Source organism: Saccharopolyspora indica, from assembly GCF_027853965.1.
GTDB lineage: Bacteria > Actinomycetota > Actinomycetes > Mycobacteriales > Pseudonocardiaceae > Saccharopolyspora > Saccharopolyspora indica.
Map to the genome: position 1 here is coordinate 89,576 of NZ_JAQGLB010000018.1, position 24,272 is coordinate 113,847.

Genomic DNA, 24,272 nt, shown 5'->3' on the forward strand with positions numbered 1-24,272 from the left:
CACGTGCGGGAGGCGATCCTGGCGGACCGGGCGGGTCCGCGACGAGTTCGCGCGCTGGCCGTCCTCAGCGACTCGGTCGGTGCGGGCATGGGCGATCCGGTGACCGGCGGGTGGCGCGGCTTCGCGCCGCTGCTGGCCGAAGCGCTCGGAGCGGCGGAGCTGGCGAACGTGTCGTCCAGCGGCGCGCGCGTGGCCGACGTGCACAGCACGCAGCTGCCGGCCGCGCTGCGCGCCGCGCCGGAGGCGGCCGTGGTGCTGGTCGGCATGAACGACACGATGCGCTACGACTTCGATCCGCTGCGGCTGCGGCGGCTGCTGACCGATGTGCTGCGCGCGCTCACCGCGGCGGGAACGACCGTCGTGACGATCCGCTACCACGACCACGGGCGGGTCTTCCGGCTGCCCGGGCCGCTGCGCGCGGCGCTGGCCAGGCGGATCGACGCGCTCAACCGGATCCTGGAGGAGGTCGCCGAAGAGCACGCGGCGGGGATCGTGGACCTGGACCGGCTGCCCGGCGTCTACCACCCGACCACGTGGAGCGTCGACCGGTTGCACCCGTCCGAGCTCGGGCACCGGCTGCTGGCCGCCTCGCTGGCCGAGGAGTTCCGCGCCGTCGGCGTCGCGGTGCCCGGCGAGGTCTCCCTTGTCGCCTCCGGCGGCATCCGGACCAGCGGTTTCGACCACCTGCGCTGGCTGGTCGGCAAAGGCCTCCCGTGGCTGCTGGTGCGCGGGCACTACCTCGTCCGGTACTGCCTGCGAGTGCTGCTGCGCGCCGCTGTGCAGCGGATCTAGGCCAGGAAGCGGTCCAGCGTGATCGGCAGGTCGCGGACGCGCACGCCCGTCGCGTGGTGGGCCGCGTTGGCGATCGCCGCCGCGGTGCCCACGATGCCCAGCTCGCCGATCCCCTTGGTGCCCATCGGGTTCACGTACGGGTCGTGCTCGTCGATCCAGTCCACCTCGATCTCGCCGACGTCGGCGTTGGTCGCGATGTGGTAACCGGCGAAGTCGTGGTTGACCACGTGCCCGTAGCGCGGGTCCACCACGCTGTGCTCGTGCAGCGCCATGGACAGGCCCATGGTCATCCCGCCCAGCAGCTGCGACCGGGCCGTCTTGGCGTTGATCATCCGGCCGGCCGCGAAGACGCCCAGCATCCGCGGCACCCGCACCTCCCCGGTGTCGGCGTGCACCCGGACTTCGGCGAACTGCGCGCCGAAGCTGTGCATCGCCATCTGCCCGGCGTAGGGGTTGTCCGGGAGCGTCCCGGTGACCTCGACGCCCTCGTCCGGGATCGGCTCGCCGTTGGGCAGCTGAGCGCGCAAGCGGCGGGCCGCGTCCACGATCGCCGAGCCCCAGCAGGTGATCCCGGTGGACCCGCCGGCACCGCTGGCGTAGGGCAGGTCGGTGTCGCCGATGCTCAGCTGGATCTCGGACATCTCCACGCCCAGCGCGTCCGCCGCGATCTGGGTCAGCGCCGTCCACGCGCCGGTGCCGATGTCGGCCGCGCCGATCAGCACCCGGTAGCGACCGTCCGGCCGGGCCCGGATGGTGGCGCGCGAGCCGGGCATGCTGAACACCGGGTAAGTGGAGGAAGCGACTCCGGTGCCCACCAGCCAACGGCCGTCGCGACCGGAGCGCGGTGCGGGATCGCGCTGCGCCCAGCCGAAGCGCTGCGCACCTTCGCGCAGGCAGGCGATGAGGTTCCGGCTGGAGAAGGGGCGCCCGGTCGACGGGTCGGTGTCCGGCTCGTTGCGGATGCGGAACTCCACCGGGTCCAGGCCGCAGGCGATGGCCATCTCGTCCATCGCCACCTCCAGGCCGAACATGCCGGGGCACTCGCCGGGAGCCCGCATCCACGACGGCACCGGCACGTCCAGCTCCGCGACCCGGTGCGTGGTGCGGCGGTTCGGCGCGGCGTACATGGTGCGGGTGGCCACCGCGGTCTGCTCGGCGAACTCCTTGATCCGGGAGGTCTGCGACACCGCGTCGTGGCTGATCGCGGTCAGCCGGCCCGCCGCGTCGCCGCCCAGCCGGACGCGCTGGTGGGTGCCGGTGCGGTAGCCGACGACGGTGAACATCTGCTGCCTGGTCAGCACCAGCTTCACCGGCCGGGGCGCCACCAGCCGGGCGGCCATCGCGGCCAGCACCACGTGCGCGTGCGGCAGCCCCTTGGCGCCGAAACCGCCGCCGACGTGCGGGCACACCACGTGGATGCGCCGCCGGTCCAGGCCGAAGACCGCCGCGATGCTGTCGCGCACCCAGTGCACGCCCTGGGTGGAGTCGTAGAGGGTGAGGTCGCCGTCGGTCCAGCTGGCGATGGTGGCGTGCGGTTCCAGCGGGTTGTTGTGCTCCTGCGGTGTCGTGTAGACCTCGTCGACCACCACCGCGGCGCTGGCCAGGGCCGCGTCCACGTCGCCTTCGGCGGTGTCGGTCTGGAACCCGCCGTTGACCAGCTCCGGCTTGACCAGGTCGCGCCGCGCCGGGTGCAGGTCGACGTCGTGCTCCCGCTGCTCGTAGCCGACGTGCACCACCTGCGCCGCCCGGCGCGCGGCCTCGATGCTCTCGGCGAGCACCGCCCCGATGAGCTGGCCGTGGAAGGCGATCTCCGGGGACTGCAGGATGGTCAGCTCGGCGTCCTGCCCCGACGCGAGCTCCGGGGCGTTCTCGTGGGTGAGCACCGCGATCACGCCCGGCTCGGCCATCGCCTCGGCCGGGTCGATGCCGGTGATCCGGCCCCGGGTGATCTCGGCCTGCAGCGGGCAGGCGTGCACCGGCTGGTCGACCGGGTGCTCCGCCGCGTACAACGCCGCGCCCCGGACCTTCTCCACGCCTTCGACGCGGTCGACGGGAGCACCGATGATGCTGGTCGTCGCGGTCATCGCGGCACCCCCGCGAGCTCGGAGAGCACACCGACGATCATGTTGCGCGCCAAGGGAACCTTGAACTCGTTGCCGGGCAGCGGCCTCGTCCCGGCGAGCTCGGCGTCGGCGGCCCGGCGGAACGCCTCCGCCGACGCTTCGGCACCGCGCAGCGCCTCTTCGGCGGCGGTCGCCCGCCACGGCTTGTGCGCGACGCCGCCCAGCGCCAAGCGGACGTCGCGCACGACGCCGTCAGCGGTGTCGACCGCCGCGGCCACCGACACCAGCGCGAAGGCGAAGGACGCGCGATCGCGGGCCTTGCGGTAGCGGGAGTTGGTGGCGAAGTCCAGCTGCGGCACGTCGATGGAGGTGATCAGCTCGCCGTGCTCCAGGACCGTGTCCCGCTCCGGTTCGTCGCCGGGCAGCCGGTGCAGGCCCACCAGCGGGATCGCCCGCGGCCCGTGCGGGCCTTCGGTGTTGACCACGGCGTCGAGGGCGACCAGCGCCACGGCCATGTCGGAGGGGTGGGTGGCGATGCACGCTTCGGAAGCGCCGAGAACGGCGTGATCGCGCTGGAAGCCCGCACGCGCCGAGCAGCCGGTGCCCGGTTCGCGCTTGTTGCACGGCGTGTTGAGGTCCTGGAAGTAGGGACATCTGGTGCGCTGCAACAGGTTCCCGCCGGTCGTGGCCAGGTTGCGCAGCTGTCCCGACGCACCGGCCAGGATCGACTGCGACAGCATCGGGAACCTCCTGCGGACCACCGGATCGGCGGCCAGCGCGCTGTTGGTCACCGCCGCTCCGATCCGCACGAACTCCGGGTGCGGTTCGATCCGGTCGGAGGTCAGCTGCCGGACGTCGACCAGCAGGTCCGGCACCGCGACCTCCAGCTTCATCAGGTCGACCAGGTTGGTGCCACCGGCCAGGTACGCCGCGCCGGGCGCGGCGGCGAGCGCGGTCACCGCGCTGCCGACGTCCTGGACGTGCTGGTAGCGGAACGGTCTCATCGCTGCGCGACCTCCACGATCGCCGGGATCATGTTGGCGTAGGCGCCGCAGCGGCAGAGGTTGCCGCTCATCCGCTCGCGCACCTCGTCGGCCAGCTCAGCGGCATCGGCGGTGACCGCGCTCGGTTCCCCTTCGCGCATCTCGCGCATCATGCCCACCGCGGACACCACCTGACCCGGCGTGCAGTAGCCGCACTGGAACGCGTCGTGCTCGATGAACGCGCGCTGCACCGGGTGCAGATCACCGTCGGCCAAGCCGTCGGCGGTCCGCAGGTTCGCGCCGTCGTAGGCCACCGCCAGCATCAGGCAGCTGTTGACCCGGCGATCGTCGAGCAACAGCGTGCACGCGCCGCACTGGCCGTGGTCGCAGCCCTTCTTCGGGCTGGTGATGCCGAGCCGCTCCCGCAGCGCGTCGAGCACCGTGGTGCGGGTGTCGACGACCAGGTGGTGCTCGACGCCGTCCACGACGAGGGTGATCTCGGTGTCCAAAGCGCCTCCCCTCAAGACCTGCCAACCAGGCGTACCCGCCTCCCGGAACCCGCATTCACCCGTCTTCGTCCGGCACCTCCTCGGCGAGCCGCTCGTCGAGCGACTCCCCTTCGCGCTCCTCCCGCGGCGTCGGGCGGCTCTCGGTCTCCCGGGACCACCTGTCCGGCGGCTGCACCCCGCGCTCCACCGGGTCACCGCCGAGCTCCTCCTCGTCCAGGCTCTCGGCGCCCTGCAAGGTCTCGGGTTCCTCCGGTTGCTCGGACATCCTGCTCACCTCCGTTCGGCCAGATCCGCCCACGGATCGCTCTTCTGCGCCAGCCTGCGCGCCATGTTCGCCAGGCCGTAGGACTGCGGCTCCGCGCGGCCGAGCTCGTCGAGGTCCAGCGGGGTCGCGGCCGGGGCACCGGGGCGGGCGCGCAGCGAGTAGGGCGCGATCGCGGTCTGGCCGTAGGCGTTGCGGTTGATGTCCAGGAAGATCCGGTCGCCCCGCTTGTCCTTGCGCTGCTCGGTGGTCAGCAGCTCCGGCTCGTCGCGGGCCGCTCGCTCGGCCAGCTCGCGCAGGTCGGCCCGCACCTCGTCGAACTCGCGCTCGGCGCGCAGCGGCGCGGCCACGTGGAAGCCCCGGCCGCCGGTGGCCTGCACGTGCGGATCCAGCCCGGCGTCGCGGAACCGCTCGCACATCCGCCGGGTCACCTCGCGCAGCTCGGTCAGCCCGGTGCCCTCCGGTGGGTCCAGGTCGAGCACCGCCAGCACCGGCCGCTCCAGGTCGTCCACTGTGGAGAGCGCGAGGTGGAACTCCAGGCAGGCCTGACCGGCCAGGTAGAGCAGCGTCGCGGCATCGTCGAGGACCACGTGGTGCACCACACCGCGCTCGCCGCGCTGCGGCACCGATGCCACCCGGATCCAGTCCGGGAAGTGGTCCGAGGCCTCCTTCTGGAAGAAGCCGTCGTCGTCGATCCCGTCCGGGAATCGGCGCAGCGTCAGCGGTCGCCCCCTGCTGTGCCCGGTCATCACCTCGGCGACGGAGCGGTAGTAGTCCAGCACGTCACGCTTGCGGTAGCCGTTGCCGGGGTAGAGCACCTTGTCCGGATTGGACACGTCGAACCGGTGCCCGTCGACCTCCCACGGAGTGCTCATCGGAGCTCGTCGTTCGTCCGGCCGGAGAGGACCGATTCCGGTTGGGTGCTCACCGGGTTCCGGCGCCGGTCGGCACCGTCGTCGTCGACCTTCACCAACAGCCACTGCTCCTTCCCGCGGAACTCGCTGCGCGTCAGGGCGAAATCGCCGTGCAGCTTCGTGCCGTGCAACCGCACCTTGACGTGCCCGGCCGCGAGCGCGTCGGCCATCGGCACCTCTTCACCGTCGCGCTCGGTGTCGTTGCGGTAGGTGCCGGTGTCCCAGACGATGACGGTGCCCGCGCCGTAGCCCTCCGGGATCTCGCCCTCGAAGTCCGCGTAGTCCAGCGGGTGGTCCTCGGTCGGAGTCGCCAGCCGCTTCTCGCGCGGGTCCAGCGACGGTCCCTTCGGCACCGCCCAGGACTTGAGCACGCCGTCGACCTCGAGCCGGAAGTCGTAGTGCAGACTGGAGGCGTCGTGCCGCTGCACCACGAAGCGCGGCCGGTCCCCGGGTTCGGGTTCACCACCCGTAGGCTCCCCGGACCGCCGCAGATCGCGCTTGCGCCGGTAGGTTCCGAGCTCGTCCTCAGCCATGCCCCGGTCCTACCCGGAGTGGTCGTCCGCTAACCAAGCGCAACCGGCCCGCGGCGCGAAAACCGCCTGCTGACACATCAAGTTGAGACGATCGGGTGAAACCTGGAACCAACTGGCGGCGCATTTGTTCCTATGGGGCGAGAAAAGCGTTCGTCGCCAGCCAGGGAGACCACCAATGCAGCAGCACGTGCACGCCGAACTGATCGGTGGCCCGGAGGACGGCCGGTCGTTCATCATCCCCGCACCGGAGGCGGACTTACCCCTCGGTCAGTTCACCTTCCCGTCCCCGCGAGATGGTGAATCCCCGTGCGCGCGCTACGACCGGCACGACCGCCGCGCCGACGGCGTCTGGCGCTACCAGTACGCAGGAGAACCCGTCATCCGCTCATGACCGCAGCGGTCACGCCGGAGTTCCCGAATCGGTCGAGCCGTCCAGCAGGCCTCTAGTTAGCATCGATAACGAATCTGGTTCGTCGATGCACCCGGAGGCACCATGTCGCTCACCGAGCGGATCACCGGCGCAGTGGCCGCGCCCGCGACCGACGACGCGTTCGACCCGCACGCCGAGCTGACCGAGGTTCTCGCCGGAGTCGGCCTGAGCCCCGCCGACGCGGGCGGGCGGATCACCTTCCGCGGCGCCGACCCGGTGGTGCCCAGCACGCTGCGGCTCGGCGGCGCCGCGGGCATCGCACTGGCCGCGAAGTCGGTGGTGATGGCCAAGATCTGGCAGCTGCGCGGCGGTTCCGGTCAGGACATCGCGGTGGACCTGCGCCGCACCCCGCACCGGCTGTGCCCGTTCTACGACCGCAAGTGGGAACTGCTCAACGGCTACCCGGCGAGCAGCCCGGCCAACGTCGGCAACGCGCTCGGCTTCGCCTTCTACCGCACCGCGGACGATCGCTGGGTGATGCCCCTCAACCCGTACCCGAAGCTGAAGGTCGCCGCCCAGAAGCTGCTCGGCGTGCCCGACGACGCCGACGCGGTGGCCAAGGCCGTGGCCGAGTGGCGGGCCCGCGACCTGGAGGACGCCGGGGCCGAGGCGGGCGTGGTGATGCCGATGCTGCGCACGCCCGCGTAGCTGTTCACCGAGCCGCACTACCGGGAATCGCTGGTCCACCAGCCGCTGATCGAGATCACCAGGATCGGCGACAGCGAGCCCGAACCGTTCGAGCCCGGCGGCACCGCGCCGCTGGACGGCGTCCGGGCGCTGGGCATGGGTCACGTGATCGCCGGCGCGGGTGCCGGGCGGGCGCTGGCGCTGCACGGCGCCGACGTGCCCAACCTGTGGCGGCCGGACGAGCTGGAGCACGACACCACCTACGTCACCGCCAACGTCGGCATGCGTTCCTCCACAGTGGACCCGTACCGCGGTGGCGGTCCGGAGCTGATCCGGAGCCTGCTCGCCGGCGCCGACGTCTTCTTCGCCAACCGGCGTCCCGGGTACCTGGAGCGGATCGGCCTGTCAGCGGAGCAGGCCGCGGCAGCGCGACCGGGCGTCGTCCACGTCACGACCTCCTTCAACGGCCGCACCGGGCCGTGGTCACAGCGGGTCGGCTTCGACCAGTCCGCGGGCAGCGTGGTGGGCATGATGAACCTCGAGGGCGACGGCGAAACCCCGCAGCTGCCGCCCATCCTGGTGGTCAACGACTACATCGTGTCCTGGCTGATGGCCGTCGGCGTCGGTCAGGCGCTCATCCGCCGAGCCACCGAAGGCGGCAGCTACCGCGTGCACGTCTCGCTGACCCGCGCGGCGCTGTGGATCCTGAGCATGGGCGTCTTCGACCGCGACTACGCCCGCTCGATCGCCGGCACCGGCGAGGAGCACGCCTACCTCGCTCCGGAGACCTTCACCGCGGACACCCCGCTCGGCCGCTACCAGGGCGTCACCGACCAGGTCCGGATGAGCGCAACACCCGGCGACTACCGCCACGTCCTGGTCCCCCGCGGTTCCTCGCGCCCCGAATGGCTGCCCCGCTGACCACCGGCCGGGCGCGCCGGGGCCGTGTGGGAGGGTTCTGGCGTGCGGATCGCGAGCTGGAACGTCAACTCCGTCGGGGCCCGGTTGCCGAAGCTGCTGGACTGGCTGGGCACCGCCGAGCCGGACGTGCTGTGCCTCCAGGAGCTCAAGTGCGCCGAGAACGCCTTCCCGTACGACGAGGTGGGCGAGCTGGGCTACGAGGTCGCCGCGCACGGGACCGGGCGGTGGAACGGCGTGGCGGTGCTGTCCAAGGTCGGCATCGCGGACGTGCGCCGCGGCCTGCTCGACGAGCCCGGTTTCCTCGCCGACGGCGCGATGTTCGAGGCGGAGGAGCCGCGTGCGATCGGCGCCACGTGCGGCGGCGTTCGCGTCTGGTCGGTGTACGTGCCCAACGGCCGCGACGTCGGCCACCCGCACTACGCCTACAAGCTGCGCTGGCTCGACGCGCTGCGCGCGACCGCCGCCGAGGAGCTGGGCGAGCTCCCGTTCACCGTCCTCGGCGACTTCAACATCGCCCCGACCGACGCCGACGTCTGGGACATCGCCGAGTTCGCGGGCTGCACGCACGTCACCGAGGACGAGCGCAAGGCCCTCACCGCGCTCGGCGAGATCGGCCTGACCGAGGTCCACCCGCGCGCCCTGAAGTACGACGTGCCCTTCACCTACTGGGACTACCGCGCACTGCGCTTCCCCAACAACCAGGGCATGCGCATCGACCTGGTCTACGGCGACGAGCGGTTCACCACCGCGGTCACCGACTCCTACGTCGACCGCAACGCGCGCAAGGGCAAGGGCACCTCCGACCACGCCCCGGTGGTCGTCGACCTCGACCTCCCCTGACCGGGCCGGGCCAGGCGGGCGGTCAATTTCGCACGAAATTGACGTTCACCCGGGTGATGGTCAATTTCGTGCGAAATTGACTCAGCCCCGGGTGACGCGGGCGGGTTTGCGCAGGTGGGGGCCGTGGTGACGGTGGGTGGTGAGGGACTCGGTCGTGGTCGTGGTGTACCGAGGGTCAGCGGTGCTCCGGTTCGAACTCGTCGAAGATCAGCCAGGTGTGGCAGGTGCGCACGCCCGGTAGCGACTGGACGTGGTCGAAGACCAGGTTGCGCAGGGACACGTTGTCCTCGGTGCGCACCCGGACCACGATGTCGAACTCCCCCGCCACCAGCGCCACGTGCTCGACCGAGTCGATCTCGGCCAGCCTGCGGGACACCTCGCGCCAGGTGTCCTGCTCGATGGACAGCCCGATCAGCGCCGCGGTGCCCAGCCCGGCCTTGGCCGGCTCGACGCGGGCGTGGAAACCGGTGATCACCCCGCTGCCGAGCAGCCGGTCCAGCCTGCTGTGCGCGTTGGTCCGGGAGATGCTGACCCGCTCGGCCAGCGTGCGGATGGACATCCGGCCGTCGCGGGCCAGTTCGTCGACGATGCGCGCGTCGATGTCGTCCAGCGCCGGAGCCGATCGTCCGGCCCGGGTGCTCCGGATGCCGCTCCCACCGGACGTCTGGTCGACCATCGCGCGCTCCTGAAGCCGTTCGTCCCGATTGCTCGCCGATGACTTGTATCACATGGCTCCGCTGAACGACGATCTCAAGCCAGTCGTCCAATGGAGGTGCAGACCGTGGAATGGCTTCCGTCGAGCAGTCCGGTGCAGCTGCCGGATCCGAACCACCCGGAGCCGGAGCCGTCCCGGCTGCTGGCCGCCTACCGGGCGATGGTCGTCGGCCGGCGGTTCGACGCGCAAGCCACCACGCTCACCAAGCAGGGCCGGCTGGCGGTGTACCCGTCCTCGCGCGGCCAGGAGGCCTGCCAGGTCGGCGCGGCGCTGAGCATCGGCGCGCAGGACTGGCTGTTCCCCACCTACCGGGATTCGATGGCGCTGGTGACCCGCGGCATCGACCCGGTGGAGGTGCTGACGCTGCTGCGCGGTGACTGGCACTGCGGCTACGACGTGCCGAGCACCCGCACCGCACCCCAGTGCACACCGCTGGCCACCCAGACCCTGCACGCGGTGGGCCTGGCGCACGGCGAGGCCCGCAAGGGCCGCGACACGGTCGCGCTGGCGCTGATCGGCGACGGCGCCACCAGCGAGGGCGACTTCCACGAGGCGCTGAACTTCGCCGCGGTGTTCCGCGCACCGGTGGTGTTCCTGGTGCAGAACAACGGCTATGCGATCAGCGTGCCGCTGGCCAAGCAGTCCGTCGCGCCGTCCTTGGCGCACAAGGGAATCGGCTACGGCGTGCGCAGCGAGCAGGTGGACGGCAACGACGCGGCGGCGGTGCTGTCGGTGCTGGACACCGCCGTGGCGCACGCCCGGTCCGGCGGCGGGCCGTTCCTGGTCGAGGCGCACACCTACCGGATGGAGGCGCACACCAACGCCGACGACGCCGGGCGCTACCGCTCCGCCGAGGAGGTCGAGCGGTGGCGGCAGCGGGACCCGATCGAGCGGTTGGAACGCCGGTTGCGCGAGAGCGGGCACCTCGACGACACCGCGGTCGAGCAGATCGCCGCGGAGGCCGAGGAGTTCGCCGCGCAGGTCCGCAGCCGGATGCAGGTCGAGCCCAGCGCCGACCCGGCGGACCTCTTCCGCCACGTCTACGCCGAACCGACCCCGCAGCTGACCGAACAGCTCGCCCAGCTCCGAGCCGAACAGGAGGCGTTGTGATGGCAGCGACCAGCATGGCGCAGGCGCTCAACGCGGCGCTGCGCGACGCGATCGCCGAGGACGAGCGGGTCGTGGTCTTCGGCGAGGACGTCGGCAAGCTCGGCGGGGTCTTCCGGATCACCGACGGCCTGCAGGACGCCTTCGGCGAGGACCGCTGCTTCGACACCCCGCTGGCCGAGTCCGGCATCGCCGGGTTCGCCGTGGGCATGGCCATGGCCGGGTTCCGCCCGGTGGTGGAGATGCAGTTCGACGCCTTCGCCTTCCCCGCCTTCGAGCAGGTCGTCTCGCACGTGGCCAAGATGCGCAACCGCACCCGCGGCGCGGTCGCGCTGCCGATGGTGATCCGGATCCCGTTCGCGGGCGGCATCGGCGGCGTCGAGCACCACTGCGACTCCAGCGAGGCCTACTACGCGCACACCCCGGGGCTGAAGGTCGTGACCCCGTCCGGTGCGGCGGATGCGTACTCGCTGCTGCGCGAGGCGATCGCGGACCCGGACCCGGTGGTGTTCCTGGAGCCCAAGAAGCTCTACTGGTCCAAAGAGGACGTCGAGCTGCCGGTGACCACCGAACCGATCGGCCGCGCCGCGATCCGCCGACCGGGCCGCGACGCCACGCTGATCGCCTACGGACCCAGCGTGCCGCTGGCGATGGAGTCCGCGGCGGCGGCCGCCGAGGAGGGCTGGGACGTGCAGGTCGTCGACGTGCGCAGCCTGGTGCCCTTCGACGACGAGACGGTGACCGCAGCGGTGCGCGAGACCGGCCGCTGCGTGGTGCTGCAGGAAGCGCAGGGGTTCGCCGGAGTGGCCGCCGAGATCGCGGCCCGCGTGCAGGAGCGCTGCTTCCACTCGCTGTCCGCCCCGGTGCTGCGCGTCTCCGGCTTCGACGTCCCGTACCCGCCCCCGAAGCTGGAGCACAGCCACCTGCCCAACGTCGACCGCGTGCTCGACGCCCTGGCCCGCCTCCAGTGGGACGACCAACCCGACGTGAAGTGGATCGGTGGACAGGAGGGAGCGGCGTGAACAGCCCTGTTCTGACCAACCGCACGTTTTCCCTGCCGGATCTGGGCGAGGGGCTGACCGAGGCGGAGATCGTTCGCTGGCACGTCGCGGTCGGCGACCACGTCGCGGCGGACCAGGTGGTGGTCGAGGTGGAGACCGCCAAGGCCGTGGTGGACGTGCCGTGCCCGCACGCCGGAGTCGTCGGGGCGCTGCACGGCGAGCCCGGTGACGTGATCGCCGTGGGCGCGCCGCTGATCGCGATCGACGGAGCGGACTCCCCGCACGAGCAGCACCGGACCGAGGAACGGGCCGGATCGGGCAACGTGCTCGTCGGCTACGGGACCGGGACCGCGGCGCGGAGGCGCCGCCAGCGGGTCCGCCCGCAGCACGCCGCGGCCCGGACCGCGACGGGTGCGCCGCGCGTGCTGTCGCCGATCGTGCGCAGGCTCGCGAAGCAGCACGGCGTCGATCTGTCCAGTGTGGATGGATCAGGTCCGGGCGGGGTGATCCTGCGCCGCGACGTGGAGGCCGCCCGGCTGCCGGAGCCGGAGCGCGACGAGGTCCGCATCCCGCTGCGCGGTCTGCGCGGCGCGGTGGCCGACAAGCTCACCCGCAGCCGCCGGGAGATCCCGGACGCGACCACGTGGGTGGACGTCGACGCGACCCGGCTGCTGGAGGCCCGCGACGAGCTGCGATCGCGCGGCATCGGGCTGCTGGCGCTGCTCGCGCGGTTCTGCGTCGTCGGGCTGCGCCGGTTCCCGGAGCTCAACTCCTCGGTGGACGCCGAGCGCGGCGAGATCGTCCAGCACCGCGGCATCGGCCTCGGCTTCGCCGCCCAGACCCCGCGCGGCCTGGTGGTGCCGGTGGTCCGCGACGCGCACGAGATGACCACCGCGCAGCTCGCCGAGGCGATCGCCCACCGCACCGAACGGGCCCGCGCGGGAGAGCTCGAACCGAAGTACCTCACCGGTGGCACCTTCACGCTCAACAACTACGGCGTGTTCGGCGTGGACGGCTCGACGCCGATCATCAACCACCCGGAGGCGGCGATCCTCGGCGTCGGCCGGATCATCGACAAGCCCTGGGCCTTCCGGGGCGAGCTGGCGCTGCGCAAGGTCACCCAGCTGTCGCTGACCTTCGACCACCGGGTCTGCGACGGCGGCACGGCGGGCGGGTTCCTCCGCCACCTGGCGGATTGCGTGGAGAACCCCGTCACAGCCCTCGCCGACGTCTGAGGCGCCGCGGGTAGCGGTGAGCAGGACTCGCTCACCGCTGCCCCAAGTAGCCGACGAGATCTGTCTCAGCTTCGGCCCGCACTGACAGGCAGACTGCTGGGGCCAGGTCGAACTCCCCAGCCACCACGTGCAGCTCCATACCCTCCAGTCGTGTTCGCCCGATGAGTTCGGCTTCAAACGGAGTAAGCACACCGTCCTCTATCGCTCGAGACAGCACGAGGTCCGGATGTCCCGGCGGCGTCGTGTACGGCACCGGTCGAGGAACACTGCTGGAGTCAGCGCGCTGGAACTGCGACTGGTGGGCGCTCAGCGCCCGCTGGTAAGCGACTTGCCGGAGGTGGTTCGACAACCGCCTCATCGAAGGATCGGCGGTCCGCAGGGCTTCGACGAAGCCCAGCAGAACCTCTGCCTCCACCTCGGCAGGTTCCCCACCGCGGTTCAGGATCACGCGTCGGACCACGGAGGTCAGCCCAGAGGTCATGAGCCCGGTAGCCACGAGCATCCATGGCTGACCGACGGATTGGGCTAACCGGACGACTTCAGCCCAGACCGCGTCCTTAACCGAGGTTTCCGCGGTGCGGTCCCGCAACAACTCGGCAATCCTGCCGAGTTGCACCTGCTTCTCCGAGAGATCCGGGCTCAGCGACCAGCCGTCGAGCACCGGCGCGCTGTTCGAGTCGACGAGCTCGCGAAAGGCTTTCTGAACCGCTTTCATGGGACTGAAACCCGCCGGACCTAGCACGACCGGCCCGCCTCATCAATCGGAATCACGCAATCAGGAAAGCAGGCACGGGAAGCACTCGGCAATCTCACGACCTAGTTTCCTGTTTCCTACCCCGCAGTATCAGCCAAATGGCCCAAGCCAGATTCCGGCCGACCTGAATACCGTGCCGACATCAGCCGAACGCACGGAGGAAGAGTGCTCGAGAGGTCTCGCTGTTCAGTGTTCTGCAATTACCGGGTCGATGACAGCGGGCAGGCCGTGGTGGCGAGCCTGATCGCCGACACGCTCAGCAAACAGCTGGGAAAGGGACAGATCTTCTTCGCATCCCGCGAAATACGCCTCGGTGAGTACTTCGACGAGGCCATTCGAGACGCGCTCCGCGACTGCGCCGTGCTCATCGCGGTGATCGGCCGGGAGTGGTTGACCGCGGCCGGAGCCGATGGCCGACGACTCGACGACCCCGACGACTGGGTCCGCCGGGAAATCGCGTACGCGCTGGGCAACGGCAAGCGGGTCATTCCTATCCTGATCGACAACACACCCCAGCTCAACAGCAGCGATCTTCCCGACGACATCGCAGATCTCGCCCGCTGCCAGTTCCGCAGGATCACCTACAAGGGCGCGGTCCAGGAGATCGACCGGTTAATCACCGAGCTCGTCGCCACGGTGCCGGAGCTCGCAGCGATCCAGCTCCCGGGAACTGAGGAGTTGAGCGAGTGGTGGGCATCCTGGTCCGCGGGAACCGAACCAGCAATGCCTCCAGGAGTCCTGCTGGCCGGGCGCGAGCAGGAGGTCGCTGACATTGAGTCAGCGTTGCACGGCCCTCCGAGCGCAACATTTGTCAAAAGCGATTCCCAGAGCCAGGCCATCGCATTCATCGGAGCGTTCTGTGAAGCCCGAGAAGATCCACTTGCCCGAGCTGTCGTCGTTTCCGATCAGGAAGCATGGCGGTACTGCATCGAGATTCCGCAGTCCCGACTCCTGGTTCCGACCTTCGACGCACCCGGAGTGGCCAGAGCGGTGCAGCGCGGGCACCACGTGCTGGTACCCGCGGGCCCGAATCAACCGACCGAAGGAACCGTCGTGGTCCTGCCGGGGATTTCCATGGAAGGCGCACGCCGGGCTTTCGAGGACTCCGGAGTTCCGGCGCCTCAGGCACGTGTCTTCGCAGCAGAAGCGCGCCGAAACCTTCCAGGGCTCCGACGCAGCCTGTCCCGCGACGAACCGGAGAAGCCCGACTTGCCCGGGCAGCCGGTCGGCACTGCGGGCAGCGAGCTCGCGCATGCGGTCAGCCGAGGTCCGCTCCGCCACCTCGGGCTCGACGCGGAGCGGGCGCGCGCCGACCAGCTCCGGGAAACCGACCCGCTTCAAGCCGCCGATCGCTACGGCGCCATAGCGGCGAAGCTGCGCGCCAGTGGTTTCGCAGTGCATTCGGGCCCGTTCCAGGTGGAACAGGCGAAGGCGTTGCGCGCGGCGGGGAAGCACGACGAGGCCGCGCTGACCGCTATGGAGTTGCTCTGGAGCGAGTTCCGCGAAGGATCCGAGCACGTACCGATCGAGCCTGTGATCGGGGAACTCCACGGGAACGACGTCATGAGCCCGGAAGTTCGCCGAGTCGCCTCATTCTTGTTGAACGTACCGGACGTGGCAAGCGGCTACGATTGCGTTGAGCGAAGCTTGGCCCCGACGTTTGATACGCTCACCGACGACGATCCGCATCGGCTCGATGCCGCCGTGTGCCTCGCTGAACAGGCCATGTCAACGCGAAATCAGCACGTAGTGGCCAACCGGGCCGAGGAGCTGTCCGTGCTCTCCGGAGAAATCGCGGAACCCGGTTCACCACACGAGCAGTCCGCAGTTCGGCTGGCGATGTGCGTTGCCGAGGTCACCGGCGAATGGGAATCGCTGCTGCAACGCGCCCGACGCGAGTTCGCGCCCTACTGTCGACCGTGGATCCTCGCACGCCGAGCGCGGTGGTACTTCCTCGCGAATCGGATCCACGAAGCCGAGCACGACTACTCCGCGGCTATCGAGGACGCGCTGATCGAGTCCATGAACGAGGAGGCCGCAGACTGGTTGTACGCGCTGCGGATGCTGCGCATGAAACAGGGCCCCCTCTTCCCGGAAGGCGACACCCAGCACCCGTTCGCGCAGCACCTGCGCGGTGAAAGCCGACCAAGCAGGCTCCCGGGCAACGCCCTGATCGACAAGCAGGCGTTGCGGAGTTTGCTGGCCAACAAGCCCAGGCAAGCGGTCTCCAGGCTGTCGCGATGGCGCTGGCGGTCTTACGTTCGCGCGAACCTGCTTTCCGAGATGGAGGCGACGCGTGAACTCGGCAAGGCGATGGCAGCGAACCAGGAGCCCCTGGCCGGCCTCCAACATCTCGTCTGGTCCGAATCGCGAAAGCAGGCCATCGAAGCCGCGAAGTCGCTCCCGGAGGAGTCCATCGACTGGCCCGTCGAAGCCATGGGGACCACTGCCGGACAGGTAGCGACCGCTTTCGCCGCAACATCGGTCTGCGCTGACCTAGTCAGCGACGAGGCCGCGAGCGGCTGGGTTGACGCAGCGTTGGCGACGATGCGCGGAAAGGGACCCGCTGGCGTCTTCCCCGACGAACCGGTTTTTCACGCCATCAAGGCGCTCACCGCACTGGGGCCCGTACTGACGGAAGCGCAAGCGCGCACGGCGCTGGACATCCTCGGACCGCTGGTCCCCGCTCCAGGACGCAGCTACCGGACGGATCACGACCATGCGGAGCTGCTCGTACACATCGCGGCCGATCACCAAGAGCTCTCGGAACGTGCTGCGAAGCAGCTCGTCGACGGATTGCTTGGCAGCGACGATTTCCTCCGCACAGCACTTCGCAACCAGGATTCGCCACTGCTGTCCGACTGCATCACGGAGCTGGAAGACAGGTTCGTGATGCACGCGTCAGAGGGGAACAGGCGAGCCTGCCTGGTCCTGGCTCGCTTCGGACGACCAACGGACGCCGTTCGTTCCCTGGCCATCAAGGGTGCAAAGCAGGTGATCAATCGGCCCGCAGCGACCCCGACGCAAGTCACATACTGGGGTCCGTACTACGAACTGCTGAACCTGGCGCATCTGCTGCCATCAGCCGTCAGGAACGAACTCGCCGACGCCATGCTCCGACACGCCCTCGATCTGGACGATGACATGATGAACAGGCTCGACGCCCTGGACGGACTTGCCGGTATAGCCGCAGATCTCGACGTCGACCATCGGCGGCGCATCTTCGACGCACTCGATCCAATCGCACATGAGGATCACCCCCATGCCCAAGGCAATGCCATGCACCAGGCGTCGAGGCACCCGCTGTCGTTCTTCAGAACAAAGTTCGGCACGGAGACGACTGCGGACGGGGCCGTCCTCGCCCGTGCCTGGCTAGCAGTCACCGAAACGGACCGCTCATCCGTACAGACGCAGGCAATACACCTGCTCCGCAGCTCAACTGAGGTCCGAATCCCGGTCGTCGTACGTGCGTTGCGCAGGATCGGTTTGTCGAGTCTGACAACGCCACCCCAGTTCTTCGCGGCCCACCCCCACCCGCACGTCCAGGCGCTGGCCGCCTCGCTGTGGGCCGCCGACCCCGCAGATGCGGAACACGGCCTGTTCCTGGCGAAAAGCCCGCACCGCTTGGTTCGCACCGTGCTCGCAAAGGCGCTGGTAGAACGACCAGAACACCGTGCGGTGCGCGACTTCCTGGCGACTGACGCCCGTCGCAGCATCCGCAGTCTGGTCACGGGCAGATCGTGATCGGAGTCCACACGTGGAGGTCAGCGAGACACATCGCCGATCTCTGAGGCTGGCCGGATCCGGGAGCCCGGTTTCCGAGACGCTGGTAGAGTGGGGCGCACGGAACGGTGCGAGCGGGACGACCCGTGAGCGAAGTCGCGAGCGGGGACGGCCCAGCAGAACCAGGTGCACGTCGGTGCGGACAGCATCCACCTTCCGAAACGTCATCACTCCCGCTGTGATCTTCCGGCTCCTGCTGGGCTGGGGCGCCTTCGCCGGCGTCCTGCTCGCCGAACCGGTCCTCTCCGCGCACCTGCCGGGCCCCGCGCTGATCGGTGTGCTCGCGGGCATCATCGCCGTGATCGTCGTCTGCGCCTTCGGCGTGGTCACGCAGGCGGAGCACTTGGCGCACCGCCTCGGCGACCCCTACGGCACGCTCGTGCTGACGCTGTCCATCGTGCTCATCGAGGTCGTCCTGATCTCGGCGGTGATGCTCGGCCCCGGTGAGCACGCCACCATCGCCCGCGACTCGGTGATGGCGGTGTCGATGATCATCATGAACCTGGTCATCGGCGTCGCGCTGCTCGTCGGCGGCAGGCGGCACGACGACCTCGAGCCCAACCGCACTGGCGTGTCGGCCTACCTGTCGCTGCTCGTGGTGCTCTCGACGCTGGCCTTCGCCATGCCCGGCCTCATCGGCACCGGCGGCGCCTACCGGCCCGGGCAGGCGATCCCGGTCATCGTGCTGACCGTGGTCCTGTACGCCTTCTTCCTCCACCGGCAGATGGGCGAGCAGCGCGCGGACTTCCAGGAGGTCTCGGCCGCCCCGGACGACCACGAGCGGCCGGGGATCTCCGAGGTCCTGGCGCAGCACCGTTCCGAGATCGCCCTGCGGGCGCTCGTCCTCGTGCTCACCGTGGTGCCCATCGTGCTGCTCTCGCACGACATGGCCGCGCTGCTCGACGACGGCCTCGGCCGCGCCGGTGCTCCGGTGGCGCTGTCGGGCATCCTCATCGCCATGATCGTGTTCCTGCCGGAGACGATCACCGCCGTGCGGGCCGCGCAGGCCGGGGAGATCCAGCGGGTGAGCAACCTGTGCCACGGCGCGCTGGTGTCGACGGTCGGTCTGACCATCCCGGCGGTGCTGACCATCGGGCTGCTGACCGGGCAGACCGTGGTGCTCGCGGAGAGCCCGGCCAACCTGGTGCTGCTCGGCATCACCCTGCTGCTGTCGATCACGACGTTCGCGGGCAAGAAGGTCACGCCGCTCCACGGAGCGGCGCACCTCCTCGTCTTCCTGATCTACGGATTGGCCGTGTTCTCCTGAAGCCCTAGCCTGTTGGTGGTTGTTTTGCGTGGCGGTGCGGGTGGCGGGTTCTGAGTGCTTCCCTGGACTGCGGGTGCCCCTCCTGATGTATGACCAGATACACGGCGGAGGGGCCGTCCTCGCCAGGAAAGCACTCAGAACCCGCAGCGGTGCAAGCTGCGTACGTACTCAAAGCGGCTGACGCCGCTTGCAAGGCGCGGACGGCTACGCCGACAGTGCTCTCAGGCGTCCTCGGCCGCAACGGCGTGGTCGTAGTAGCCGAGGACGCCCTTGGCACCGTGGAGGGCGAAGTCCGCTTCCGGCGTCTGCGGTTCGCCCGCCGCTTCGATGACTCCGCGCAAGGTCACGTTGACCAGGTCGTCCAGGCTCCGCCAGCGGGCGGCGGGGTTCTCGACGTCCTGCGACTCCGGCGTGAAGTCCGCTTCGCAGCGGCGGATTCCCTCGCGCAGCTGGCGGATCAGCTTCATGAACGTGCCGTGGCCGTAGGAAGGCACCAGGTCGTCGGCGCGGGACGCGAGCAGCCCGGCCATGTAGGCGATGTCCTCCACGTGGTTGCCGAGCCACTTGCGGCGCCGGTAGACGCCGCCGAGCTCCGGCCACCGCTTGCGCGCCGCCTGGCGGGTCCGCCCGGTGACCGCGCTCAGGTCGGCCAGGCTCGCGCCCAGCCACACCGATTCCTCGGCGGCCTCCGCGGTCTGCCGCAGCGCCGCCTCCGCCACCTGCTCCTCGACGTCCAGCGCCGCCCGGAACCTGCCCAGGGCGCGCAACCGCCGCCCCTGCTCGTCGCCGACGTCGCTAACCTTGGGTCCCGGGTCGGCCACCTCGACCGGCGCACCGGCCATCTGCCGCACCAGCTGCTCGACTTCGTTCGCTGCCATCATCCCACCCCTCTGTGAACCTGTGGTTTACAGTACCACATGTAAACCTCGGGTTCACAGCAAAATTTCTTCCGGGTTTCCCGAACTGATCGCTGAACTGCGAATTCAGCCGAAACCGGGCACCGGCCCACACCCCGGCCGAACAGCGTTTCCGCAGGTCAGAGCAAACATGAAAGTACCGTTCACGTTTGACTCCGACTCCCTGGCCGGGGCAGGATCGAATCACTCCCGAAACAGCCCCTGAACTGGGGTTTCTTCGCCATGCCCGCATTCGGCGGGCGATCGATCAACTAGGAGCAGTCGATGATCCGAGCCCGCGGTCTGACCCGCAGGTTCACCGTCAAGCGCACCCCCGTCGAGGCCGTCCGCGGCCTGGACCTCGACATCGAGCCCGGCCAGCTCGTCGCCCTCCTCGGCCCCAACGGCGCCGGGAAGTCGACCAGCCTGCGGATGCTCACCACGCTGCTGCCGCCCACCTCCGGCACCGCCACCGTCGCAGGCCACGACATCCGCACCGACCCCGCCGCCGTCCGCGCGCGCATCGGCTACGTCGGGCAGAAGAACAGCGCGGGCGACAACTACCGGGCCCGCGACGAGCTGATCACCCAGGGCCGCAGCTACGGCCTGTCCCGCCGCGACGCCCATCGCCGAGCCGAGGAGGTGCTGGACCTGCTCGACCTGACCGCGCTCGCCGACCGCAAGCCCGGCACCCTCTCCGGCGGCCAGCGCCGCCGCCTGGACATCGCGATGGGCCTGGTGAACGAGCCCGAGCTGCTGTTCCTCGACGAGCCGTCCACCGGCCTCGACCCGCACAGCCGCGCCAACATCTGGGAACACGTGCTGCGGCTGCGCGCGGAGCACCGGGCCACCCTGCTGTTCACCACCCACTACCTCGACGAGGCCGACAACATGGCCGAGCGGGTGGTGGTGGTCGACCACGGCCGGGTCATAGCCGACGGCACTCCCACCCAGCTCAAGTCCGACCTGGCAGGCGACCGCATCACCATCACCGTGCCGCAACCGGACGTGGCGGCCGCCACCGGGATCGCCGAGCGCATCGCCGAACCCGACGCGGTGAGCGTCGAGGACCGCACGATCCAGGTCCGCGTCCCGCGCGCCGACGCAGCCCTGCCGGAGTACCTGCGCGCCCTGGAGGACAACGGAATCAAGGCCATCGCGGCCAAAACCGCCCGCCCGACCCTGGACGACGTGTTCCTCGCACTCACCGGCCGCAGCCTGCGCGAGAGCGAAACGTGACACGTCTTGTGTCAACCGGAGTCCTGCTCAACCGCACCTCAGGGGACCGTGATGCAAACCAGCCACAAGAAACCGCAGAACGCAAGAACGACACCAAACGCAACCACCACTGAAAAACGCGGAGAGGCGGGACCGGAGGCGGGACCGGAGGCGGGACTGCATTTCTTCCGCGACACCGCAACGGTTTTCCAGCGGGAGATCACGCCGAGCCTGCGGGAGCCGACGGCGATCTTGTTCAGCATGGCGCAGCCGCTGCTGTTCCTGTTCCTGTTCGGCCCGCTGCTGGCGGGAACCTCCGGGTTCCCGGCATCGCCGTGGCAGTGGTTCGTGCCCGGCATCCTGGTGATGATGTGCCTGTTCGGGCCGATGATGTCCGGCTACAACCTGCTGGTCGAGCTCGGCGGCGGCTCGCTGGAGCGGATGCTGGTGACCCCGCTGAACCGCTCGGCGATGCTCGTCGGCCGCACCCTCAAGGAGTTCGTCCTGCTGCTGGTGCAGGCCGTGCTGCTCATCGCGCTGTCGGTGCCGCTGGGCTTCCAGCTGCACCCGGTCGGCGTGCTGGCCGGGCTGGCGCTGCTGCTGGTGTTCGGCGTGGGCCTGGGCTCCCTGTCCTACGTGCTGGCCATCGCCGCGCACCCCGGCGGTGAGCTGTTCTACGCGATCACCCAGCTCGTCCTGTTCCCGCTGATGCTGCTGTCCGGCGTGCTGCTGCCGATGGACTTCGGCCCGGCCTGGCTGCAGGTGGCCGCCCGGATCAACCCGGTCTCGCACATCGCCGACGCCGAGCGAGCGCTGTTCGCCGGTCAGCTCCTGGACCCCTCCGTGCTGGCGGGCGGCATCGCCGCGGTGGTGATCGCGGTGCTCGGCCTGCTGCTGGGCACCCGGGCCATGAAGCGCGGCGTCTGATCGCGAAGGCTGCCGCACCGCCCGGTCCCTGGCCTAGGGTGGTGCGGCAGCCAGCGACGAGGAGGAGCCGTGTCGGTCACCGGAGAACCAGCCGTCGAACCGCGCGTTCCGCTGCGCGAACGGGTGCGGCAGGAGTTGCAGGCCCGCATCGCCGACGGCCGCCTGCTGCCCGGTGACCGGATCTTCGAGCAGGACCTCGCCGTCGAGCTGGGGATCTCCCGCGTCCCGGTGCGCGAGGCGATCCGGATGCTGCAGAGCGAGGGCTTCGTGGACGTTCCTCCTGGTCGGCGCGGGGTGTTCGTCCGAGGGCTCGACCGCCAGCAGGCCAAGGAGCTGTTCGAGGTGCGCGAGGCGCTGGAGGTCCACGCCGCCCGCCTGGCCGCCGAGCGCGCCGAGTCCGGCGACGTCGTGCTGCTGACCGAGCTCGCCGAGCGGGGCCGCAAGGCCTACGAGGCCGGTGCGATCGACGAGATGTCCGACGCCAACGGGGCCTTCCACGACAAGCTCGTGGAGCTGTCGGGCAACGAGCTGCTGGCGTCGATGCTGGAGCCGCTGCACGGCAGGCTCGCCTGGCTGTTCCGGATGAACCTCGAACCCGAGCGGGTCTGCCGCGAGCACGAGGCCATCCAGGCCGCGATCACCGCGGGCGACGCCGACCGAGCGGCCGAGGTGGCCAAGCAGCACGTGCTCTCCAGCCGCCGGATGGTCCTGGAGCGCATGCTCACCTGAGCCCGGATCGGCTCCTCGGGCAGGTCGGCCACCTGCGCCACCAGGTCGCGCAACCCGACAGTCCACATTGGACGAATAATCGGGCGAAACGCCTTTCACTGGACGGGATCACACCCCGAAGGACCTTGCCAGCCGAGGTGAACACAGGTTTACTTGCTTGGTGAACGCAAGTTCACCCCACTAGCGAGGGGCAACCTGTGCCAACCCCAGACCCACGCAACCGCGCCTCAGGGGAACGTGACGCAACCCAGCCGCAAGAAACCCCGAAACGCGAGATCACCCCCGAACGCAACCACCACTGCGAATCGCGGAGAGGCGGGACAGCCACGGTCGCATCCCAGCGGCGGTCGAAGGCCGTGATCGGGGTGCTCGCCTCCTGCGGGATCGCGGTCTCGCTGATGCAGACGCTGGTCGTGCCGCTGCTGCCGGAGTTCCCGCGGTTCCTCAACACCACACCGGCCAACGCGGCCTGGCTGATCACCGCGACCCTGGTGGCGGGCGCGGTGTGCGCGCCGGTGCTGGGCCGACTCGGCGACATGTACGGCAAGCGGCGGATGCTGCTGGTCTCACTGGCCGCCATGACCGCGGGCAGCACCATCGGCGCGATCAGCAACGACTTCGAGGCCGTGCTGGTCGGGCGGGTGCTGCAGGGCGCGGCCATCGGCGTCGTCCCGCTGGGCATCAGCATCATGCGCGACGAGCTGCCGGAGGAGCGGATCACCTCCGGAGTCGCGCTGATGAGCGCGACGCTCGGCATCGGCGGCGCCGTCGGGCTGCCGGTGACCGGGCTGGTGGCCGAGCACCTCGACTGGCACTGGCTGTTCGCAGGCGCGGCCGTCTTCGGGCTGGTCGAGTTCGCGCTGGTGCGGCTGGTGGTGCCGGAGTCGCCGCTGCGCAGCGGCGGGCGGTTCGACCTGGTCGGCGCGCTGGGACTCTCGGCGGCGCTGACCTGCCTGCTGCTGGCCATCTCCAAGGGCAACGACTGGGGCTGGACCAGCCCGGCCGTGCTCGGCCTGCTCCTCGCCGCCGCCGTGCTGTTCGCCGGGTGGGGCGGCTACGAGCTGCGGACCTCTTCCCCGCTGGTCGACCTGCGGGTCTCGGCCCGGCCCGCGGTGCTGCTGACCAACATCGCGTCGGTGCTGATCGGGCTGGCGATGTTCGCCGGGTTCATGGTCGGGGCGCAGATCCTGCAGGCGCCGGTCGGCACCGGCTACGGCTTCGGGATGTCGCTGGTGGTCACCGGGCTGGTGATGCTGCCGATCGGCGGCGCCATGGGCGTGTTCTCCCCGCTGTCGGCGCGCATCTCGCGGCGGCACGGGCCGCGCACCACGCTGATCATCGGCGGAGCGGTGCTGACCGCGGGCAACCTCGCCGGCTCCTTCTTGCACGACCCGCTGCCGCTGGTGGTGCTCAACCTGACGGTGGTGGCGATCGGCGGTGCACTGGCCTACGGGGCGCTGCCGACGTTGATCATGCGGGCCGTGCCGCCCGCCGAGACCGCCGCCGCGAACAGCCTGAACACGCTGGCCCGCTCGATCGGCACCTCCAGCTGCAGCGCCATCGTGGTGGCGCTGACCACCGGGTCGGTGGTGCAGATCGCCGGCGTCGAGTACCCGTCGGTGACCGCCTACTCCTGGGTCTTCCTGGTCGCCGGTTCGGCTGCGCTGGTGGCCGCGCTGATCGCCGCCGCCACGCCCGCCGCACGTCGGTACGCGCCCGTTACCCCGCAGGTGGCGACCTCCGGCGGACGATCGCGCTAGCCTGAA

General features: G+C 70.1%; 24 protein-coding genes. 14 read left to right on the forward strand and 10 right to left on the reverse strand.

What is annotated here, in order from left to right:
* Nucleotides 1–3 precede the first annotated feature (3 nt).
* A complete protein-coding gene (locus OU416_RS30505; RefSeq protein WP_270930505.1) occupies nt 4–792 on the forward strand; it encodes an SGNH/GDSL hydrolase family protein in 789 nt (262 codons plus the stop codon).
* On the opposite strand, the gene OU416_RS30510 is transcribed toward OU416_RS30505, so the two are convergent.
* From OU416_RS30510 to OU416_RS30535, 6 genes are read right to left on the reverse strand one after another with little or no spacing between them, the layout of a single operon-like run.
* A complete protein-coding gene (locus OU416_RS30510; protein WP_270930506.1) occupies nt 789–2,876 on the reverse strand; it encodes a xanthine dehydrogenase family protein molybdopterin-binding subunit in 2,088 nt (695 codons plus the stop codon). The genes OU416_RS30505 and OU416_RS30510 overlap by 4 nt on opposite strands.
* Nucleotides 2,873–3,859, reverse strand: a complete 987-nt coding sequence (locus tag OU416_RS30515; protein WP_270930507.1) for an FAD binding domain-containing protein — start codon at nt 3,857–3,859, stop codon at nt 2,873–2,875. Before OU416_RS30515 ends, OU416_RS30510 begins: the two co-directional genes overlap by 4 nt.
* The gene (locus OU416_RS30520; protein WP_270930508.1) at nt 3,856–4,347 is read right to left on the reverse strand and encodes a 2Fe-2S iron-sulfur cluster-binding protein; all 492 of its coding nucleotides are present in this window, start codon (nt 4,345–4,347) and stop codon (nt 3,856–3,858) included. Before OU416_RS30520 ends, OU416_RS30515 begins: the two co-directional genes overlap by 4 nt.
* Nucleotides 4,348–4,402: 55 nt before the next feature.
* Nucleotides 4,403–4,612 (reverse strand): hypothetical protein, encoded by a 210-nt coding sequence (locus OU416_RS30525; RefSeq protein ID WP_270930509.1) that lies wholly within the window; start codon nt 4,610–4,612, stop codon nt 4,403–4,405.
* A 5-nt stretch (nt 4,613–4,617) separates the two neighbouring features.
* On the reverse strand, nt 4,618–5,484 hold the full coding sequence (ligD, locus tag OU416_RS30530) for a non-homologous end-joining DNA ligase (RefSeq protein WP_270930510.1): 867 nt from the start codon (nt 5,482–5,484) through the stop codon (nt 4,618–4,620).
* Nucleotides 5,481–6,056, reverse strand: coding sequence for a DNA polymerase ligase N-terminal domain-containing protein (locus OU416_RS30535; protein WP_270930511.1), 576 nt, complete (start codon nt 6,054–6,056; stop codon nt 5,481–5,483). The genes ligD and OU416_RS30535 overlap by 4 nt, the downstream gene beginning before the upstream one ends.
* A gap of 175 nt (nt 6,057–6,231) precedes the next feature.
* On the opposite strand from OU416_RS30535, the gene OU416_RS30540 reads away from it, so the two are divergent.
* From OU416_RS30540 to OU416_RS30550, 4 genes are all read left to right on the forward strand, one after another.
* Nucleotides 6,232–6,447 (forward strand): hypothetical protein, encoded by a 216-nt coding sequence (locus OU416_RS30540; protein ID WP_270930512.1) that lies wholly within the window; start codon nt 6,232–6,234, stop codon nt 6,445–6,447.
* 102 nt (nt 6,448–6,549) lie between these two features.
* A complete protein-coding gene (locus OU416_RS40235) occupies nt 6,550–7,134 on the forward strand; it encodes a hypothetical protein (RefSeq protein WP_333779666.1) in 585 nt (194 codons plus the stop codon).
* A gap of 135 nt (nt 7,135–7,269) precedes the next feature.
* Nucleotides 7,270–8,034: a CoA transferase gene (locus OU416_RS40240; RefSeq protein ID WP_333779667.1), complete on the forward strand. Its 765-nt coding sequence runs from the start codon at nt 7,270–7,272 to the stop codon at nt 8,032–8,034.
* A 42-nt stretch (nt 8,035–8,076) separates the two neighbouring features.
* Nucleotides 8,077–8,874: an exodeoxyribonuclease III gene (locus OU416_RS30550; protein WP_270930513.1), complete on the forward strand. Its 798-nt coding sequence runs from the start codon at nt 8,077–8,079 to the stop codon at nt 8,872–8,874.
* 175 nt (nt 8,875–9,049) lie between these two features.
* On the opposite strand, the gene OU416_RS30555 is transcribed toward OU416_RS30550, so the two are convergent.
* Nucleotides 9,050–9,550 carry an Lrp/AsnC family transcriptional regulator gene (locus tag OU416_RS30555; RefSeq protein ID WP_270930514.1) on the reverse strand — a complete coding sequence of 167 codons (501 nt, stop codon included), beginning with the start codon at nt 9,548–9,550 and terminating at the stop codon, nt 9,050–9,052.
* A gap of 90 nt (nt 9,551–9,640) precedes the next feature.
* On the opposite strand from OU416_RS30555, the gene pdhA reads away from it, so the two are divergent.
* Genes pdhA through OU416_RS30570 form a run of 3 tightly spaced genes read left to right on the forward strand, consistent with a single transcriptional unit; the run spans nt 9,641 to nt 12,932 of the window.
* The gene (pdhA, locus tag OU416_RS30560) at nt 9,641–10,699 is read left to right on the forward strand and encodes a pyruvate dehydrogenase (acetyl-transferring) E1 component subunit alpha (RefSeq protein ID WP_270930515.1); all 1,059 of its coding nucleotides are present in this window, start codon (nt 9,641–9,643) and stop codon (nt 10,697–10,699) included.
* Nucleotides 10,699–11,718, forward strand: coding sequence for an alpha-ketoacid dehydrogenase subunit beta (locus tag OU416_RS30565; RefSeq protein WP_270930516.1), 1,020 nt, complete (start codon nt 10,699–10,701; stop codon nt 11,716–11,718). Before pdhA ends, OU416_RS30565 begins: the two co-directional genes overlap by 1 nt.
* Nucleotides 11,715–12,932 carry a dihydrolipoamide acetyltransferase family protein gene (locus tag OU416_RS30570; RefSeq protein WP_270930517.1) on the forward strand — a complete coding sequence of 406 codons (1,218 nt, stop codon included), beginning with the start codon at nt 11,715–11,717 and terminating at the stop codon, nt 12,930–12,932. The genes OU416_RS30565 and OU416_RS30570 overlap by 4 nt, the downstream gene beginning before the upstream one ends.
* 31 nt (nt 12,933–12,963) lie before the next feature.
* Here the strand turns inward: OU416_RS30570 and OU416_RS30575 are convergent, their stop codons facing one another.
* Complete coding sequence (locus OU416_RS30575) at nt 12,964–13,647, reverse strand: hypothetical protein (protein WP_270930518.1); 684 nt, start codon at nt 13,645–13,647, stop codon at nt 12,964–12,966.
* A 228-nt stretch (nt 13,648–13,875) separates the two neighbouring features.
* Here OU416_RS30575 and OU416_RS30580 point away from each other — a divergent pair, with 228 nt between their 5' ends.
* Both OU416_RS30580 and OU416_RS30585 read left to right on the forward strand, forming a co-directional pair.
* Nucleotides 13,876–17,430, forward strand: a complete 3,555-nt coding sequence (locus OU416_RS30580; protein ID WP_270930519.1) for a toll/interleukin-1 receptor domain-containing protein — start codon at nt 13,876–13,878, stop codon at nt 17,428–17,430.
* A gap of 217 nt (nt 17,431–17,647) precedes the next feature.
* Complete coding sequence (locus OU416_RS30585) at nt 17,648–18,736, forward strand: calcium:proton antiporter (protein WP_270930520.1); 1,089 nt, start codon at nt 17,648–17,650, stop codon at nt 18,734–18,736.
* A 221-nt stretch (nt 18,737–18,957) separates the two neighbouring features.
* Here OU416_RS30585 and OU416_RS30590 read toward each other — a convergent pair whose 3' ends face one another.
* Nucleotides 18,958–19,614, reverse strand: coding sequence for a hypothetical protein (locus OU416_RS30590; protein ID WP_270930521.1), 657 nt, complete (start codon nt 19,612–19,614; stop codon nt 18,958–18,960).
* Nucleotides 19,615–19,917: 303 nt separating this feature from the next.
* On the opposite strand from OU416_RS30590, the gene OU416_RS30595 reads away from it, so the two are divergent.
* Complete coding sequence (locus OU416_RS30595; protein WP_270930522.1) at nt 19,918–20,871, forward strand: ATP-binding cassette domain-containing protein; 954 nt, start codon at nt 19,918–19,920, stop codon at nt 20,869–20,871.
* Between the two features lie 38 nt (nt 20,872–20,909).
* Here OU416_RS30595 and OU416_RS30600 read toward each other — a convergent pair whose 3' ends face one another.
* Complete coding sequence (locus OU416_RS30600) at nt 20,910–21,113, reverse strand: hypothetical protein (protein ID WP_270930589.1); 204 nt, start codon at nt 21,111–21,113, stop codon at nt 20,910–20,912.
* On the opposite strand from OU416_RS30600, the gene OU416_RS30605 reads away from it, so the two are divergent.
* The 3 genes from OU416_RS30605 (at nt 21,082) to OU416_RS30615 (ending at nt 24,266) form a co-directional block, all read left to right on the forward strand.
* Nucleotides 21,082–21,777 carry an ABC transporter permease gene (locus OU416_RS30605; protein WP_270930585.1) on the forward strand — a complete coding sequence of 232 codons (696 nt, stop codon included), beginning with the start codon at nt 21,082–21,084 and terminating at the stop codon, nt 21,775–21,777. The genes OU416_RS30600 and OU416_RS30605 overlap by 32 nt on opposite strands.
* A gap of 69 nt (nt 21,778–21,846) precedes the next feature.
* Nucleotides 21,847–22,506: a GntR family transcriptional regulator gene (locus OU416_RS30610; protein WP_270930523.1), complete on the forward strand. Its 660-nt coding sequence runs from the start codon at nt 21,847–21,849 to the stop codon at nt 22,504–22,506.
* 356 nt (nt 22,507–22,862) lie between these two features.
* Nucleotides 22,863–24,266 carry an MFS transporter gene (locus OU416_RS30615; RefSeq protein ID WP_270930524.1) on the forward strand — a complete coding sequence of 468 codons (1,404 nt, stop codon included), beginning with the start codon at nt 22,863–22,865 and terminating at the stop codon, nt 24,264–24,266.
* The last annotated feature ends 6 nt before the right edge of the window (nt 24,267–24,272 follow it).

Excerpts from the sequence above, each read along its gene's own strand:
- OU416_RS30515 (WP_270930507.1), bottom strand. The coding sequence starts at position 3,859 with ATGAGACCGTTCCGCTACCAGCACGTCCAGGACGTCGGCAGCGCGGTG.
- OU416_RS30590 (WP_270930521.1), bottom strand. The coding sequence starts at position 19,614 with ATGGCAGCGAACGAAGTCGAGCAGCTGGTGCGGCAGATGGCCGGTGCG.
- OU416_RS30535 (WP_270930511.1), bottom strand. The coding sequence starts at position 6,056 with ATGGCTGAGGACGAGCTCGGAACCTACCGGCGCAAGCGCGATCTGCGG.
- OU416_RS30600 (WP_270930589.1), bottom strand. The coding sequence starts at position 21,113 with ATGCTGAACAAGATCGCCGTCGGCTCCCGCAGGCTCGGCGTGATCTCC.
- OU416_RS40240 (WP_333779667.1), top strand. The coding sequence starts at position 7,270 with ATGGGTCACGTGATCGCCGGCGCGGGTGCCGGGCGGGCGCTGGCGCTG.
- OU416_RS40235 (WP_333779666.1), top strand. The coding sequence starts at position 6,550 with ATGTCGCTCACCGAGCGGATCACCGGCGCAGTGGCCGCGCCCGCGACC.
- OU416_RS30555 (WP_270930514.1), bottom strand. The coding sequence starts at position 9,550 with ATGGTCGACCAGACGTCCGGTGGGAGCGGCATCCGGAGCACCCGGGCC.
- OU416_RS30575 (WP_270930518.1), bottom strand. The coding sequence starts at position 13,647 with ATGAAAGCGGTTCAGAAAGCCTTTCGCGAGCTCGTCGACTCGAACAGC.
- OU416_RS30595 (WP_270930522.1), top strand. The coding sequence starts at position 19,918 with ATGATCCGAGCCCGCGGTCTGACCCGCAGGTTCACCGTCAAGCGCACC.
- OU416_RS30540 (WP_270930512.1), top strand. The coding sequence starts at position 6,232 with ATGCAGCAGCACGTGCACGCCGAACTGATCGGTGGCCCGGAGGACGGC.
- OU416_RS30510 (WP_270930506.1), bottom strand. The coding sequence starts at position 2,876 with ATGACCGCGACGACCAGCATCATCGGTGCTCCCGTCGACCGCGTCGAA.
- ligD (WP_270930510.1), bottom strand. The coding sequence starts at position 5,484 with ATGAGCACTCCGTGGGAGGTCGACGGGCACCGGTTCGACGTGTCCAAT.
- OU416_RS30565 (WP_270930516.1), top strand. The coding sequence starts at position 10,699 with ATGGCAGCGACCAGCATGGCGCAGGCGCTCAACGCGGCGCTGCGCGAC.
- pdhA (WP_270930515.1), top strand. The coding sequence starts at position 9,641 with ATGGAGGTGCAGACCGTGGAATGGCTTCCGTCGAGCAGTCCGGTGCAG.
- OU416_RS30525 (WP_270930509.1), bottom strand. The coding sequence starts at position 4,612 with ATGTCCGAGCAACCGGAGGAACCCGAGACCTTGCAGGGCGCCGAGAGC.